The sequence below is a fragment of the Stenotrophomonas sp. YAU14D1_LEIMI4_1 genome (assembly GCF_003086815.1).
GTDB lineage: Bacteria > Pseudomonadota > Gammaproteobacteria > Xanthomonadales > Xanthomonadaceae > Stenotrophomonas.
This window is the reverse complement of sequence record NZ_CP025997.1, coordinates 887,366-902,790: the sequence shown is the minus strand read 5'-3', so window position 1 is coordinate 902,790 and position 15,425 is coordinate 887,366. Positions and strand designations below refer to the sequence as shown.

Annotated in this window: 14 protein-coding genes; 7 read left to right on the top strand and 7 right to left on the bottom strand. The window is 68.8% G+C overall.

All coding sequences use genetic code 11. The annotated features are described in order from the left end of the window. Positions 1 to 10: 10 nt before the first annotated feature. Genes ispE through C1932_RS03965 form a run of 3 tightly spaced genes read right to left on the bottom strand, consistent with a single transcriptional unit; the run spans position 11 to position 3,215 of the window. A complete protein-coding gene (gene ispE / locus C1932_RS03975; protein WP_108761310.1) occupies positions 11 to 880 on the bottom strand; it encodes a 4-(cytidine 5'-diphospho)-2-C-methyl-D-erythritol kinase in 870 nt (289 codons plus the stop codon). After that, positions 877 to 1,533, bottom strand: coding sequence for a lipoprotein insertase outer membrane protein LolB (lolB, locus tag C1932_RS03970; protein ID WP_108761309.1), 657 nt, complete (start codon positions 1,531 to 1,533; stop codon positions 877 to 879). Before lolB ends, ispE begins: the two co-directional genes overlap by 4 nt. Beyond that, on the bottom strand, positions 1,530 to 3,215 hold the full coding sequence (locus C1932_RS03965) for a tetratricopeptide repeat protein (RefSeq protein ID WP_199912005.1): 1,686 nt from the start codon (positions 3,213 to 3,215) through the stop codon (positions 1,530 to 1,532). Before C1932_RS03965 ends, lolB begins: the two co-directional genes overlap by 4 nt. Before the next feature lie 63 nt (positions 3,216 to 3,278). Here C1932_RS03965 and hemA point away from each other — a divergent pair, with 63 nt between their 5' ends. From hemA to ppk2, 4 genes are all read left to right on the top strand, one after another. Continuing rightward, positions 3,279 to 4,562: a glutamyl-tRNA reductase gene (gene hemA, locus C1932_RS03960; protein ID WP_108748631.1), complete on the top strand. Its 1,284-nt coding sequence runs from the start codon at positions 3,279 to 3,281 to the stop codon at positions 4,560 to 4,562. Further along, positions 4,540 to 5,622, top strand: a complete 1,083-nt coding sequence (prfA, locus tag C1932_RS03955) for a peptide chain release factor 1 (protein ID WP_108761307.1) — start codon at positions 4,540 to 4,542, stop codon at positions 5,620 to 5,622. The genes hemA and prfA overlap by 23 nt, the downstream gene beginning before the upstream one ends. A 5-nt stretch (positions 5,623 to 5,627) precedes the next feature. Then, positions 5,628 to 7,331 (top strand): tetratricopeptide repeat protein, encoded by a 1,704-nt coding sequence (locus tag C1932_RS03950; RefSeq protein WP_108761306.1) that lies wholly within the window; start codon positions 5,628 to 5,630, stop codon positions 7,329 to 7,331. 209 nt (positions 7,332 to 7,540) lie between these two features. Next, positions 7,541 to 8,326, top strand: coding sequence for a polyphosphate kinase 2 (ppk2, locus tag C1932_RS03945; protein ID WP_108761305.1), 786 nt, complete (start codon positions 7,541 to 7,543; stop codon positions 8,324 to 8,326). Between the two features lie 98 nt (positions 8,327 to 8,424). Here ppk2 and C1932_RS03940 read toward each other — a convergent pair whose 3' ends face one another. Both C1932_RS03940 and C1932_RS03935 read right to left on the bottom strand, forming a co-directional pair. Further along, complete coding sequence (locus C1932_RS03940) at positions 8,425 to 8,988, bottom strand: TlpA disulfide reductase family protein (RefSeq protein ID WP_108761304.1); 564 nt, start codon at positions 8,986 to 8,988, stop codon at positions 8,425 to 8,427. Then, on the bottom strand, positions 8,985 to 10,259 hold the full coding sequence (locus tag C1932_RS03935; protein ID WP_108752257.1) for a YihY family inner membrane protein: 1,275 nt from the start codon (positions 10,257 to 10,259) through the stop codon (positions 8,985 to 8,987). The genes C1932_RS03940 and C1932_RS03935 overlap by 4 nt, the downstream gene beginning before the upstream one ends. Positions 10,260 to 10,336: 77 nt before the next feature. Between C1932_RS03935 and wrbA the strand changes: the two genes are divergently transcribed. The 3 genes from wrbA (at position 10,337) to C1932_RS03920 (ending at position 11,827) form a co-directional block, all read left to right on the top strand. Continuing rightward, entirely contained in the window at positions 10,337 to 10,930 is a 594-nt protein-coding gene (wrbA, locus tag C1932_RS03930; protein WP_108752256.1) for an NAD(P)H:quinone oxidoreductase, read from the top strand. Beyond that, positions 10,927 to 11,262, top strand: a complete 336-nt coding sequence (locus C1932_RS03925) for a DUF2069 domain-containing protein (protein ID WP_108748624.1) — start codon at positions 10,927 to 10,929, stop codon at positions 11,260 to 11,262. The genes wrbA and C1932_RS03925 overlap by 4 nt, the downstream gene beginning before the upstream one ends. Before the next feature lie 79 nt (positions 11,263 to 11,341). Further along, positions 11,342 to 11,827, top strand: coding sequence for an asparaginase domain-containing protein (locus C1932_RS03920; RefSeq protein ID WP_108748623.1), 486 nt, complete (start codon positions 11,342 to 11,344; stop codon positions 11,825 to 11,827). A gap of 288 nt (positions 11,828 to 12,115) precedes the next feature. Here C1932_RS03920 and C1932_RS03915 read toward each other — a convergent pair whose 3' ends face one another. Beyond that, entirely contained in the window at positions 12,116 to 13,864 is a 1,749-nt protein-coding gene (locus C1932_RS03915; protein WP_108761303.1) for a S8 family peptidase, read from the bottom strand. Positions 13,865 to 14,291: 427 nt separating this feature from the next. Next, the gene (locus C1932_RS03910; RefSeq protein WP_108761302.1) at positions 14,292 to 15,386 is read right to left on the bottom strand and encodes a branched-chain amino acid aminotransferase; all 1,095 of its coding nucleotides are present in this window, start codon (positions 15,384 to 15,386) and stop codon (positions 14,292 to 14,294) included. Positions 15,387 to 15,425: the final 39 nt, after the last annotated feature.

Here is a 15,425-nt window from a genome sequence, read left to right as displayed (position 1 = left end):
CAGTGATGAATCAGTGTTGCTCGAGTGCTTCCAGCAGTGGCGAACGCATGACGCCCGCTGCCACCCTTGCCCGCAACTCCTTCGGCAATTTCGCTCGTCCCTGCTCTGCGGCAGCCTGCGAATCGAACTCGACGAAACAACCACTTCCAGACCCGGTCAAACGTGCCCGGCCTATGCGGCTCAACGCGGCAAGCACCTCCTCGACGGCAGGCTCGCGACGGCGCAGCACCGGCTCGAACACGTTTCCGACCAGAGCGCCGGAAGCGAAGTCCTCTATTTTCGCAACTGGGCTGTCGCGCGTCAAATCCGGGTCAGCAAACAGGGCCGGGGTCGGAACATGAACGCCCGGTTCGGCGATCACATACCAGGCCGCGGGCAGCGCGATCGGCTGCAGGCGCTCGCCCACCCCTTCGGCCCAGGCATTGCGGCCGCGTACGAACACCGGCACGTCGGCCCCCAGCTGCAGGCCCAGCGCGGCCAGCGCATCTTCGTCCAGGCCGGCCTGCCAGAGCCGGTTCAGCACCACCAGCACGGTGGCCGCGTCGGACGAGCCACCGCCGAAGCCGCCGCCCGCAGGAACCCACTTTTCGACGATGATGTCGGCGCCTTGGGCGACATTTGCCGCACTTTTCAGCAACCGCGCGGCGCGCACGGCCAGATCCTGGTCTTCCGCCACGCCGGCCAGGCCGTCACCTTCGCGGCGTACCTGACCGTCTTCACGCAGGCGCAGGCCGATGCGGTCGCCCCAGTCCAGCAGCCGGAACACGGTCTGCAGTTCGTGGTAGCCGTCGGCGCGGCGCCCGGTGATATGCAGGAACAGGTTCAGCTTGGCCGGGGCCGGCCACCAGGACCAGCCGTCGGCGTCAATCTGCGCAGTCATGGGGCGTCGGCGCCCCACTGGTCCACCAGCAGGCGCACCTTGGCGTCCTCGCGGCTGGCCTCGATGCGCCGCGGCAGGGCCGGGCGTCCGTCCTGCGCCGGGTACCAGTCCAGGTACTGGATCAGCCAGCCGGCCTGCTGCATGCGCCGCGGGCGGCCCTCGGCATCACGCTCCACGGCACTTTCGCCGCTGCCGCGCAGCACCAGGCCGCGGGTCCAGTCGGACAGTTCATTGACCGGGATGTCCCAGCCGGTGGCATCGAGCAGCAACAGGCGCGCGTCGTCGCCCGTGCGCGGGCCGTCGCCCAGCCCTTCCAGCCGCGCCCCACCCTGCACGGCGTCGCCCTGCAGGGTCCAGCTCTGGCGGGTGACCGGCGCGCTCAGCTGCACGCGGTACTCGCTGCCCTGCTGCACCCAGTCGATGCGGCCACTGCCGCCGTTCTTGCCCTTGCTGACCGCGACCCGGCCCTGGAAGGCGTAATCCGGCTGCGCACGCAGCGCCTGCACGCGCGCCTCTTCGGCGCGCTCGGCGGCCGGCGAAACGGTGTAGACGACTTCCGGCGCGGGGGTCTTCTGGGTGCCGACGCTGGTGCAGGCACTGACCGCCAGGGTCACCGCCGCCAGCAGCAGCGGGCGGATCGAGGAAACACTCATGGATTGAATTTCTCGCGGGCGCGCAGCAGCGCGCGGTTCTCGGGGTCCAGCTTGGCCGCTTCGTCGAAGAAGTGGCGGGCCTCGTCATGCTTGCCCAGCACCCACAGCACTTCGCCCACGTGAGCGGCTATTTCCGGGTCCTTGGCCAGGGTCCAGGCGCGGCGCAGCTGCACCAGGGCCTCTTCGTTGCGCCCCAGGCGGTAGAGCACCCAGCCGTAGCTGTCGACGATGGCGGCGTTGTCCGGTTCGGCCACGCGCGCACGGTCGATCAGCTCCAAGGCCTCCTGGTAACGCCCGGTACGGTCGGCCAGGGTGTAGCCCAGTGCATTCAGCGCCGGCACGTTTTCCGGCTCGGTCACCAGGATCTTGCGCAGGTCGGCCTCGGCACGGGCGATATCGTCGCGGCGTTCCCAGGCCAGGGCGCGCGCATACAGCAGCGCGTTTTCATCCGGATAGGCGGCCAGGCCACGCGCCAGGGCATCCAGCTCACCGGGCAGATCGTCGGCGCGCTGGCGCAGTTCGGCTTCCAGCAGATAGGCATCGCGGCGCACGTCATCGTCCACCGTCGCGTCGGACTGGATGGCATGCACTTCCTGCAGGGCCAGGTCCTGGCGACCGGCCAGGCCCTGCGCGTTGGCCGCACGCAGGCGCGCCTCGCTCAGTTCTTCACCGCCGGGCACGCTGTGGTACCAGTTCACCGCCTCGGCATAGCGCTGCAGGTACTCGGCGATCTTGCCCAGCAGCAGGCGCTGCGCCGGATCGGGCTTGGCCGCCTGGCGCGACAGTTCGTTGTACAGATTGCCCAGCGCGGCCTTGTCGCCCTGCTTGGCCAGCAATGATGCGCGCATGCCCCAGGTCTGCACGTCCTGCGGGCCGAATGCCAGCACGCGTTCAGCCGCGGCCGGCTGACCCAGGCTGTCATAGGCAATGGCCACCGCGTTGCGCAGTTCGGGGTCCTGGCGGGTCTGCGGCTCCACGCCCTGCAGCAGGGTCAGCGCCTGCCCGGTCTGCCCGGCCTGCTGCAACTGGCTGGCGCGCAGCAGCGCCACCCGCGGTTCCTGCGGGAAGCGGCGCACCACTTCGTCGATCATGCGCTGCGCCAGCTCCGGCTTTTCCATGCGCAGGGCCAGCCGCCCGAACTCCTGCCAGGCCTCGATCCTGGCGGGAATGGCATTGGCATCGACCAGCTCGCCCAGCACCTGCGCCGGCACTGCCGGATCGCGCCCGCCACCGATCAGGGCGGCCAGGGCGAATTTCCAGCCCTGCTCGTCGCGGTCCTGCAGCAGTGATTGCAGTTCGCTGCGGGCCGTCTTCACATTGCCCTGGCGCATGGCCAGGGCGGCCGCGGCGCTGCGCATCGGCAGGGAGGCCGGGGCACGCTGCTGCCACAGGGCCAGCGCCTTTGCGGCATTGGCATCCTCGTTGGCCAGCATGGCAATACGGGTGGCACGCTCGGCCAGGCCAGCGTCGCCGTCGGTCTGCTGGGCCGCCTGCAGGTACCAGCGCGCGGCCTCGGCCAGCTTGCCGGCCTGCAGGGCGAATTCGCCGGCGATCACCGGTTCCAGGGCCAGTGCTTCGGCGGCTGGGGCCCGCGCGGGGGCCTTGGCCGGCGCTGCCGACACCGCCTGGGCACAGGCCAGGGACAGCAGCAGAACACTGGGGATGCGAATCAATGCGGGCATCGTCGGCATCGGGGCCTTAAAATGTCGTCCAATGGCCAGCAGCTTATCGCAAGCAACTGAACAATGACCCTGTGGGTGCTCGGACTGAATCACCAGACCGCACCGGTGGAACTGCGCGAACGCGCAGCCTTCGCCGGTGAGGCGCTGCCGCGCGCGCTCGGTTCGCTGCGCGATACCCCGCAGATCGCCGAGGCGGTGCTGCTGTCCACCTGCAACCGCACTGAACTGTACGCGGTCGCCGATTCGGCGCAGGCGCTGGACCACTGGCTGCAGCAGCAGGCCGGCGATCTGCAGGGCTACCTGTACCAGCATGCCGACGCCGATGCCGTACGCCATCTGTTCCGGGTCGCCACAGGTCTGGATTCCATGGTGCTGGGTGAACCGCAGATCCTGGGCCAGGTGAAGGACGCCTGGTCCACCGCCCGCGATCACGGCCTGCTGGGCCAGCGCCTGGACCGGTTGTTCCAGCAGACCTTCTCGGTGGCCAAGCGCGCCCGTACCGATACCCAGGTCGGCGCCAACCCGGTGTCGGTGGCCTCGGCGGCGGTACGCCTGGCGCAGAACGCGTTCGCGCGCCTGGATGAATCCACTGTGCTGCTGGTCGGCGCGGGCGAGACCATCGAACTGGCCGCCCGCCACCTGAGCGAAGGCAAGGTGCGGCGCCTGCTGATCGCCAACCGCACCCTGGCCCATGCCCAGGAACTGGCCAGCCGCCACGGCGGTGTGGCCCTGCCGCTGACCGAGCTGGAGCGCCATCTGGCCGAGGCCGACGTGGTGTTCTCGGCCACCGCCGCGCGTGAGCCGGTGATCCACCGCGCCGCCGTGGCCAATGCCCTGCGCGCGCGCCGGCACAAGCCGATGCTGCTGTTCGACCTGGCCGTGCCGCGCGACATCGAAGCCGATGTCGCCACGCTGAACGACGCCTTCCTGTACACGGTGGACGATCTTGAGCGTGCGGTGGAAGACAACCGCCGCGGGCGCCGCGAGGCCGCCGCCGAGGCCGAGGCGATCATCGACCTGCAGGTGTCGCGCTATGTGGAAACCCTGCAGGCCAGCGCCCACCAGGCGCCGCTGCGGCAGCTGCGCGCGTTCGGCGAAGCCACCCGCGCCGAACTGCTGGAGCGTGCGCGCCAGCAGCTGGCCAACGGCAAGTCGGCCGACGAAGTCCTGGAACTACTGGCCCATGGCCTGACCAACCGCCTGCTGCACCCGCCCACTGCGGCCCTGCGCGCGGCCGCACTCAGCGGCGATGCCGAGCTGACCCGCGCCGCGCAGCGCCTGTTCCCGGCAACGCCGGGCTACCACCATCCCCCCGTGAGACCCGATGACGCCGACCCTGCGCCGTAAGCTGGAAGCGCTGGCCGAGCGCCGCGAAGAACTGGAACGCCTGCTCGCCGAACCCGACGTGGTCGCCGACAATGCCCGTTTCCGCGATCTTTCGCGCGAATTCGCCCAACTGGAACCGATCGCCACCGCGCTGGCCGAAGAAGCCCGCGCCAAGGCCGACCTGACGGCCGCCGAAGGCATGCGCGCCGATCCGGACCTGCGCGAGCTGGCTGATGAAGAGATCGCCGCTGCCCAGGCGCGCCTGCAGGAACTGGAGCAGGAACTGGCGCTGCTGCTGGTGCCGCGCGACCCGCGCGACGACGGCAACCTGTTCCTGGAAGTGCGCGCCGGTACCGGCGGCGACGAAGCGGCGATATTCGCCGGCGACCTGTTCCGCATGTACGCCCGCTATGCCGAGCGCCAGGGCTGGAAGGTCGAGATCGAATCGGACAGCCCCGGCGAGCATGGCGGCTACAAGGAAGTGGTGGCCCGCGTGGTCGGCCGCGGTGCGTTCTCGCGCCTGAAATTCGAATCGGGCACGCACCGCGTGCAGCGCGTGCCGGCCACCGAATCGCAGGGCCGCATCCACACCTCCGCGGCCACGGTGGCGATCATTCCCGAAGCGGACGAGGTGGATGAGATCGTCATCAACCCGGCCGACCTGAAGGTCGATACGTTCCGTTCGTCCGGTGCCGGCGGCCAGCACGTGAACAAGACCGAATCGGCCATCCGCATCACCCACGTGCCGACCGGCGTGGTGGTGGAATGCCAGACCGAGCGCAGCCAGCACGCCAACCGGGACAAGGCGATGAAGCGCCTGAAGGCGCAGCTGCTGGATGCCGAACGCCAGCGCCAGGACGCCGCGCAGGCCGAATCACGCCGCTTGCAGGTGGGCAGCGGCGATCGCAGCCAGCGCATCCGCACCTACAACTTCCCGCAGGGCCGGATCACCGACCATCGCGTGGAAGGGCTGACCCTGTACGACCTGCCCAATGTGCTGGCGGGCGATCTGGACCCGCTGCTGCAGCGCCTGAACCACGAGCACCAGGTGGACGCGCTGGCCCAGCTTTCGGCGGGCTGAGCACGGTGTCGGCCTGGCAGCAACGGCAGCAACTGCAGCAGGCGCTGGCCCGCCAGCCGGACGATTTCGTTGCCTGGGTGATGCTGGCCGACGTGGAGCTGGAGGCGGGCGACATCGCCGCCGGTGAACACGCCGCGCGGCGCGCACTGCAGCTGCGCCCCGACCACCCCGAAGCGCTGGCACGGCTGGGCCGCGTGGCCTGGATGGCCGGCGCCCATGGCGATGCAGCCACCCTGCTGCGCCAGGCATCCACGCTGGCGCCGCAGCATCCGGGCATTGCCCTGTGGCTGGGCCATGCGCTGGAAGATGCCAACGATGCCGAAGGCGCCGCCGACGCCTATCGGCGCGCGCACACCCTGATGCCGGGCGAGCCTTACATTGCCGCCCAGCGCCTGGCCTGGCAGCGCCGCCTGTGCGATTGGCGCGATCTGGATGCGCTGGCCGCGCAGGTCCGCCGTGCGGTGGCCTCGGGCCAGGGCGTGGTTGAACCGTTTGCTTTCCTGAGCGAAGACGCCAGCGCGGCCGAACAGCTGGCCTGCGCGCGCAGCCGGGCAACCGCCGTGGCTGCCTCGGTGCGCCCCTTGCCGCCGGCGCAGGTGCGCGCGCGTGGGCCGTTGCGGGTGGGATTCCTGTCCAACGGCTTCGGCGCCCATCCGACCGGTCTGCTGACGGTGGCGCTGTTCGAGCAGCTGCGGGCCGATCCGGCGCTGCAGCTGCATCTGTTTGCGCTGAACCGCGACGATGGCAGCCGCATCCGCCAACGCCTGCAGGCGGCCACCACGCTGCATGACGTGGCCGGGCTGCGCCACGCCGAGACCGCCGCACGCATCCGCGCGCAGGGCATCGACCTGCTATTCGACCTGCGCGGCTGGGGCGGCGGCGGCACGCCGGAAGTGCTGGCCATGCGCCCGGCCCCGCTGCAGCTGAACTGGCTTGCGTATCCAGGCACGTCCGGTGCAGCGTGGCTGGATGCCGTGGTGGCCGATGGCTTCGCCCTGCCCGCTGCGCTGGAACCGCATTACAGCGAACGCGTGCTGCGCCTGCCGCGCGCGTTCCAGCCGTCGGACAACACCCGCGTTGTGGAACCGGCGCCCAGCCGCGCCGACTGCGGCCTGCCCGCACAGGGCGTGGTGTTCTGCTGCTTCAACAACAGTTACAAGCTCAACCCGCGCAGCATGGCGCGCGCCTTTGCCGTGCTGCAGGCGGTACCGGGCAGCGTGCTGTGGCTGCTGTCCGGGCCGGGCAAGGCCGATGCGCGCCTGCGCGATGCCGCACGGGCTGCGGGCGTTGACCCGTCGCGGCTGGTGTTCATGGCCAAGCTCGCGCATCCCCAGTACCTGGCGCGCTACGCCCTGGCCGACCTGTTCCTGGACACCCATCCCTACAACGCACACACCACCGCGTCCGATGCGTTGTGGGCCGGCTGTCCGGTGCTGACCTGCCCGGGCGACACCTTCGCCGCACGCGTGGCCGGCAGCCTGAACCATCACCTGGGCCTGCAGGCCATGAACGTGGCGGACGATGCCGCCTTCGTGGCAACCGCCAGCGCGCTGGGCAACGACCCGGCGGCCCTGTCGGCACTGCGCGCGCAGGTGGCGCAGGCGCGCGAGCGCAGCGGCGTGTTCGACATGGCCGGGTTTGCGGTGGATCTGTCCGCGTTGCTGCAGGCGCTGGCGCGTGAGCACGGCTGGACAGGCGTGGCGGGGTAGAGTCGACCGTTGGTCGACTGCCCTTCGCAGGGGCCCAGGAACAGCCCGCGCTGCGCGCGATGGTCGAACAACGGTCGACTCTACCGTCACCGTCCGCGAAACCCCGCGCTGCGCGCGGTAGTCGACCAACGGTCGACTCTACCCCGGCGTCGACATCGGCTGGGCAAGCGCTGCGCTAGGCTCGGGGTTCCTTCACGCGTGGTGCACCCATGGGCAAGCTGAAACGCAAGGACTACGACGCACTGCTGCAGCCGCTGCAGCTGGAACTGACGGCGATGGCGCGCTGGGTACAGCACAGCGGGCAGCGCCTGCTGGTGCTGTTCGAGGGCCGCGATACCGCCGGCAAGGGGGGCGCGATCCAGGCGATCAGCCAGCACCTCAACCCCCGCCAGTGCCGGGTGGTGGCCCTGCCCAAGCCGACCGAGCGCGAAGCCACCCAGTGGTATTTCCAGCGTTACGCCAGCCATCTTCCCGCCGCCGGCGAAATCGTGCTGATGGATCGCAGCTGGTACAACCGTGCCGGCGTGGAACGGGTGATGGGCTACTGCAGCGAGGGCGAGTACCAGCGCTTCCTGCGCCAGGCACCGGTGTTCGAGCAGTTGCTTGTGGATGAAGGCATCCTGCTGTTCAAGTACTGGCTGTGCGTGGACCAGGCCCAGCAGGAAAAGCGCTTCGCCGAGCGGCACGTGGATCCGCTGAAGGGCTGGAAGCTGTCACCGGTGGATCTGAAATCGCGCAGCAAGTACAGCGCGTATACCGAAGCACGCGAGGCGATGCTGCGGGCGACGCACCGCGAGCAGGCGCCGTGGACACTGGTGGATTTCAACGACCAGCGGCTGGGGCGGCTGACCCTGGTGCGCAACCTGCTGGACCGGCTGCCGGACACGCGGGTGGATGCACCGCTGCCGGAACTGCCGGCATTGAAGGGCAAGCTGCACCGCGAGCACTACGACGTGCTGAAGCCGATCGAAGAGTTCCCGGTTGAGGATCGGTAGATCCACGCCGTGCGTGGATGATCCGGGAAGGGGTCAGAGCCCGTTGCGTGGCAACGGGATCCGACCCCGCCGTGTTTTCAGTCGACCAACGGTCGACTCTACCGGGCTGCGGCGATCTGTTGCTCGATGTCGGCGGCGGTGACCGGGCCCAGGAAGGTGTGCGCGAGCTTGCCATCGGGGGCGATCAGGTGGGTGAGCGGCAGCCCGCGCGGAATGGCGAAATCGGCCGGCGGGTCGAAGGGATCGACCACCACTATCGGATAGGTCACCGGGTGCTTGCCCAGGAACGCCTGCATCTGCGGCGCTTCGATTTCCTCGTACGCCAGACCCACCACTTCGATGTTGTTGCGCATGGCGTGCAGCGCCGACAGCTCCGGCATTTCCTTGCGGCACGGCGCACACCAGGTCGCCCAGAAGTTCACCACCACCCACTTGCCGCGATGGGCGGCCAGGTCGTAGTCGCTGCCGTCCACCGCCTTCATCTTCAGGGTGGGAAATTCGGCCGTGGTGCGCTCGGCCGGGGTCTCTTCAACCGGCGCCGGTGCGGCCGGGGTGGGCGCCTGCGCGGGCGGCGCGCTGCTCGCGGGCGCCGGTTCCTGTGCCGGCTTGCAGGCCGCCAGGGCCAGCAGCAGGGCCAGCAGCAACGGGGTTTTGTGCATCATGGGGTGTCTCCGGGAGCGGAATAGATATCGCTGACGCGCCGCTTCAAGCGCTCGCGCAGCGGCAGGCGAAGTTCGTCCAGCGCCGCCAGCGCGGCCTGGCCCAGACTGTCGTCGCGGTAAGGCAGGTGCTGCTCGGCCACCGGAATGCGCAGTTGGGTGCATTCGTACAGATCGGCCAAGCTGACCTGTTCCAGGTCACGCGCCAGCAGCCACTCGCCACGTTCATCGCGGCGCAGCAGGCCGATGTCCTGCAGGTTGCAGACCAGGTCCTGCAGCAGCGAGTCGGTCAGCATCGGCTCCATGCGCAGGATTTCATCGTCATCCAACCCCTTGCCGGCGGCGCGCGCGTAATGGAAGCGGCCGAGCAGGCGCAGCAGGCCATAGAACTCGTAGCCCTGCGGCAATCGCAGTTCCACCGGCTGGTAGCGGAAGGCAGCCATGGACGAGGCCAGCGACGCGCCCAGCAGCACGGCCACCCAGCACAGGTAGATCCACAGCAGCAGGATCGGCACGAAGGCCACGGTGCCGTACAGCTTCTGGTACGACTGGAAACTGCCCAGGTAGGCACCGATGCCCCACTTCACCAGTTCCAGCATCACCGCGGCCAGCACGGCGCCGGGAATCGCGTGGCGCCACTTCACCGTGTGGTGCGGCACCACGCGGTAGACCAGCATGATGCAGATGAATTCGATCAGTACCGGCGCCAGCCGCAGGCCCAGATCGGCCAGCCAGCGCCCTTCCTGAGTGCCGAACAGCGGCAGCGCCAGCACCCGCGCCGACACCGCCAGCGACGCGGCCGCGAGCATCGCGCCCAGGGTCAGCACGGTCCAGTACACCAGGAAGCGGGTGAGCTTGGGCCGGGTCGAGCCGACCCGCCAGATCTGGTTGAAGGTTTCTTCCACGCTGTTGAGCGTGATCAGCAGCGACACCACCAGGGCGATGAAGCCGGCGGCGGTAAGCTGGCCGGCACTGGCCGAGAACTGCCGCAGGTAGCCTTCGGCCGCACGCGCGGCGCTGGGCACGAAGTTGGAGAACACGTAGTCGCTGAGCTGGTCGCTCCAGCGGTCGAAGACCGGGAAGGCCGACAGCACGCCGAACACGACAATTGCCAGCGGCACCAGCGCGAACACGGTGGTGTAGGCCAGCGCGGCGGCGGCCTGGAACAGGCGGTCGTCGAGAAAGCGCCGCCAGAGGAAGCGGCCGAAGCTGGCGGTCCGTGCGCGATCCCGCGCGCGCTCCATCCACAGGTTGAGCGTATCCAGAGGTTCCATCGGCGCAAGGGTACCCGATGCGGAATGCGTGCAGGATAGCCATACTGGCGTCCACACGATGAGGAGACCTGGGCACGATGGGCGAAATCCTGGTGCTGTACTACAGCCGCGGCGGTTCGGTGGCACGGCTGGCGCGCCAGATCGCGCGCGGTATCGGCGAAGTGCCGGGCATGAGCGCGCGCCTGCGCACGGTGCCGCCGGTGGCCGCCGTGACCCAGACCGCGCAGCCCCCGGTGCCCGATGAAGGCGCCCCGTATGTCAGCGTGCAGGACCTGGCCGAGTGCCAGGGCGTGCTGCTGGGCAGCCCCACCCGCTTCGGCAACATGGCCGCGCCGGTCAAGCATTTCCTGGATGGGCTGGGCGCCGAATGGGTGAACGGCACGCTGGCCGGCAAGCCGGCGGGGGTGTTCACCTCCACCGCGTCGATGCACGGCGGCCAGGAATCGACCCTGCTGTCGATGCAGCTGCCGCTGCTGCACCACGGCTGCCTGATCGTGGGCATCCCCTTCACCGAGCCGGCGCTGAGCCACACCACCAGTGGCGGTACGCCCTACGGTGCCAGCCACGTGGCCGGCGCCGCAGACGACCCGCAGCCCAGCGAAGATGAAGCGCTGCTGGCGCGGGCGCTGGGCCGGCGCGTGGCCGATATCGCGCAGCGCCTGGCCCGATGAACCGCGCGCCCCATACCGTGCTGCTGCTGGCGCTGCTGGGCCTGGCCGCGCTGTTCGTGGGCTGGTTCATCAATGACAAGCACTGGCTGGCGACCCAACTGGTGTTCACCGCACCGCCGCTGGCGTTGGCGATCGCCCTGCGCCTGGGCTGGCGCAAGGCCGGCTTCTGGGCCTCGGTGCTGGCGCTGGGTTGGTTCAGCCACGGCGTGATGAGCGCCTGGAGCCACCCGCAGACCCGCGCGCTGGCCCTGATCGAAGTGGCGCTGGCGCTGCTGGTGATCTTCGCCGCCAGCCTGCCCGGCCTGCGGGCCCGCTTCAGCAAGCGGCGCTGACGCTGCGCCCGCCGGGCCGTATCATCTGTGTTCCCGGCCCCGCGCCGCTGTACCAGCCCTGGTTTCGCGCATGCACATGATGGAAGAACTCCTGGTCGTCACCACCGGTGGCACGATCGACAAGATCTACTTCGACGACAAGTCGGACTACCAGATCGGCGACCCGCAGATCGGCATGATCCTGCGCGAGCTGGGGGTGACCTTCCGTTTCAACGTGATTCCGATCCTGCGCAAGGATTCGCTGCACATCAACGATGAGGACCGTGAGCTGATCCGGGCCACCATCGCCGCGCAGCCGACCCGCCACGTGCTGGTCACCCACGGCACCGATTCGATGGTGCAGACCGGCAAGGTGCTGTCGACCATCGCCGACAAGACCATCGTGATGACCGGTGCGCTCAGCCCGGCGCGCTTCCGCGGTTCGGATGCCGAATTCAACATCGGCTGTGCCATCGGCGCGGTGCAGTCGCTGCCGTCGGGCGTATACATCGCCATGAACGGCCGCATCTTCGACCCGCAGCACGTGCGCAAGAACGTGGCCGCCAACCGCTTCGAATCGGTCTGAGGTTCCACGGCGCGCTGTCGCGCGGATGGATTCGGCGTTTCGGTTGCTGCTGGGTTGAGGGGATGATCCCCCGACGCAGGACACGCCGTAAACCCGTCCATGGGGGCCCGTAGGCGCCATCCCTGGCGCCTGCGGTCCTGCATCGGGGGGATCATCCCCTCCTGACAGATCGCCGCGTGCGGCCAGCAGGAGCAAGTACCTTGCACCGCGACGCTTTGATGCAGCCGCCGCCCATGAAAAAAACACCCCGGCCGAAGCCGGGGCGTGCCCTTGCAGAGGGACTTGGGCTCAGTACTGGGCGTTGAGGGTCAGGCCCGAGAAGGTGCTGTAGGCCTTCACCCGCACGTGCCAGGTGCCAGCGGCCGGGCTGTTCACGGTGCAGGTCTCGTTGTTGCCGCTCAGGTACGGGCGGCAGGTGTAGGTGGTATCGGTCGGGGCGCTGCCCTGGCGGATGTACAGATCGGCATCACCGCTGCCACCGCTGATGGCCACGCGCAGCTGGCTGCTGCCGGCCGGCACCTGCACGGTGTAGCTGAGCGAGGCGCCGCTGGACGCGCCCAGGCCGGTCACCGGCACGTTGTTCTGCAGCACGGTGCCACCCGGTTCCGGGGTGGTGCCACCGCCGCCGTTGATGGCGGCCGTGACCGCTGCATCGGCGTCGACGATGCCCGCACCGCAACCGCCGGAGCAGGCGCCCGGAAGCGCACGCGCGGTGCTCTTCAGGATGCTTTCCACCTGCGCCGGGCTGAGCGGGCTCGGTGCCACCGACTGCATCAGCGCGACCACGCCGGCCACGTGCGGTGCCGCCATCGAAGTGCCGTTGTAGGAGGCATAGCTGGCGCTGGCCGGCACGGTGGTGCCGGTGTTGAGGGTGGACAGGATGTTGGCACCCGGTGCCGACACGTCGATGCCGGTGCCGTAGTTGGAGAAGCTGGCGCGGGCGCCGGCCGAGGTGGTGGCGGCCACCGCGATCACGTTCGGGCAGTTGGCCGGCACGGCCGAGGACACGTTGGTGTTGCTGTTGCCGGCGGCGACCACCACGGTGGTGCCACGGCCAACCGCACCGTTGATTGCATTCTGGTAGGTGGTGGAGCAGCTGCCGCTGCCACCCAGCGACATGTTGATGACTTCGGCCGGATTGGCGTTGGCGGGCACGCCGCTGACGGTACCACCGGAGGCCCAGACGATCGCGTCGGCGATGTCGGAGGTGTAACCGCCGCACTTGCCCAGCACGCGCACCGGCACGACCTTGGCGTTGAAGGCGGTACCGGCCACGCCGGTGCTGTTGTTGGTCACCGCGGCGATGGTGCCGGCCACGTGGGTACCGTGCCAGCTGGAGTTTGAAGCCGGGTAGCCGGTGCCGCATTCGTTGGCGGCATACCAGTCGCCTTCGTCGTTCGGGTTGCTGTCACGGCCGCCGCCATCGCGGGCCATGGCGGCATCGCTGATGAAGTCATAGCCGGGCAGGATGTTGGCGTTCAGATCCGGATGGTTGGTGATGCCGGTGTCGATCACCGCCACGACCACGCCTGTGCCGGTGGCCTTGTCCCAGGCCGGGCGGACATTGATCGAGGCGTTGGAGGTGCCGAAGCCCCACTGTTCGCTCAGGCGGGCGTCGTTGGGCACCAGGGTCGGCCGCATGATCTGGTCGACTTCCACGTATTCCACGTTCGGGTCGGCGGCGAGCTTGCGCATCAGCAGCTCGGATTCGGCCTGGTCCAGCGCGCGGTCGGTCTTGACCACGGTCGGGCCGATGGCCAGCTTGCGGACTTCCTGCAGGCCCAGGGCGCGGCCCTGGCTGCTGGACAGGCCGGCCGCAGCGGTCTTCAGGGACGAGGCCAGTGCGGTGGTGTTGGCCACCGGGGCACTGCCTTCACGGTACTTCACGATGAAACGCTGGTGCGTCGCGGCGGACTGCAGGCCGCTGAGCTGGACGTCACCGGCGAAGGCCGGGGCGGCCAGCAGCAGGGAGGTGACAACAGACGCACTGAGAACCACCCACGACTTGCGCGCACGCAGATGCGAAACCTGGGACATCGGAATTTCCCTTTCTAGTGGTGTGAATGCCGGAATCGGCAGAAGCACCGGCGCGAGCGCTTGGCAAGGAACGAGGGCGCGGCTCGGCGTCCGGTGAGCCAGCGGATTCCCCTGTCGATCCGCTGTCAGATGACGCTAAAGGCTCGATCCGGACACCACAAGATTTTCAGTGTCTTTTCAGCAACATGAAATGTCTGTTCTGAGACTTCCTGTGTGGAGGGTTTGTGAAGGTGAAGGAACTTTCACGCCACGTGCACGGACATGACTGGGACTTGGGCTGTCCTGCGATGTCTTTGCCGACATCGGCACCTGCGCTGCCGGGATGGGTTGCCACAACGCAGAAAGCCCGTCGCGGGGACGGGCTTTCTGGGGAAACAAAGCGGAGAGCAGTCGAGCAAGCTCGACTCTACGGACGCGCGGAGGGCGATCAGCCCAGCTTGACCAGCCAGTTGTGGCGGTCCGGCAGGCGGCCGTACTGGATGTCGGTCAGTTCCTTGCGCAGCGACATGGTCACTTCGCCGGCCGGTGCGTTGATGTCGCCCACCGAGAAGCCTTCGCCCTTCAGCTGGCCGATCGGGGTGACCACCGCGGCGGTGCCGCAGGCGAACACTTCGGCGATCTCGCCCGAGGCCACGCCCTGCTTCCACTCATCGATGGTGACCTTGCGCTCTTCGACCTTCATGCCGCGGTCGCGCGCCAGCTGCAGGATGCTTTCGCGGGTGATGCCTTCCAGGATGCTGCCCGACAGTTCCGGGGTGACCAGGGTGCCGTCCTTGTAGACCAGGAAGACATTCATGCCGCCCAGTTCTTCCAGGTACTTGCCTTCCACCGGGTCCAGGAACAGCACCTGCGAACAGCCCTGCGCCTGCGCCTTCTGCTGCGGCAGCAGCGAAGCGGCGTAGTTGCCGCCGCACTTGGCCGCACCGGTGCCGCCCTTGGCCGCACGCGCGTATTCGGTGGACAGCCAGATCGAGACCGGGGCAACGCCCTTGGCGAAGTACGGACCGGCCGGGCTGGCGATGACGTAGTAGCCGGCCTTGTGCGCGCCGCGCACGCCGAGGAAGGCTTCGTCGCCGATCATGAACGGACGGAAGTACAGGCTGGATTCGTCGGCCGACGGCACCCAGGCGCTGTCCAGCGCGATCAGCTGCTTCAGCGATTCAACGAAGATCTCCACCGGCAGTTCCGGCAGCGCCAGGCGCTGGGCCGAGCGCTGCAGGCGACGGCCGTTGGCGTCCGGGCGGAAGGTCCAGATGGAACCGTCGGCGTGGCGGTAGGCCTTGATGCCTTCGAAGATTTCCTGGCCGTAGTGCAGCACGGCGGCGGCCGGGTCCAGCTGCAGCGGGCCGTAGGCACGCACGTTGGCGTTGTGCCAGCCGGCATCCTTGTCCCAGCGCACTTCCACCATGTGGTCGGTGAAGTGCAGGCCGAAGCCCGGCTTCTCCAGGATCTGGGCGCGCTCTTCAGCGCTGCGCGGGTGGTCCGAACGGGTAACGGCGAAGCTGGGGATGGACTGGGACACCGGAGGATTCCTGTTCTGGTTGCGGGTAGTACCGACCCC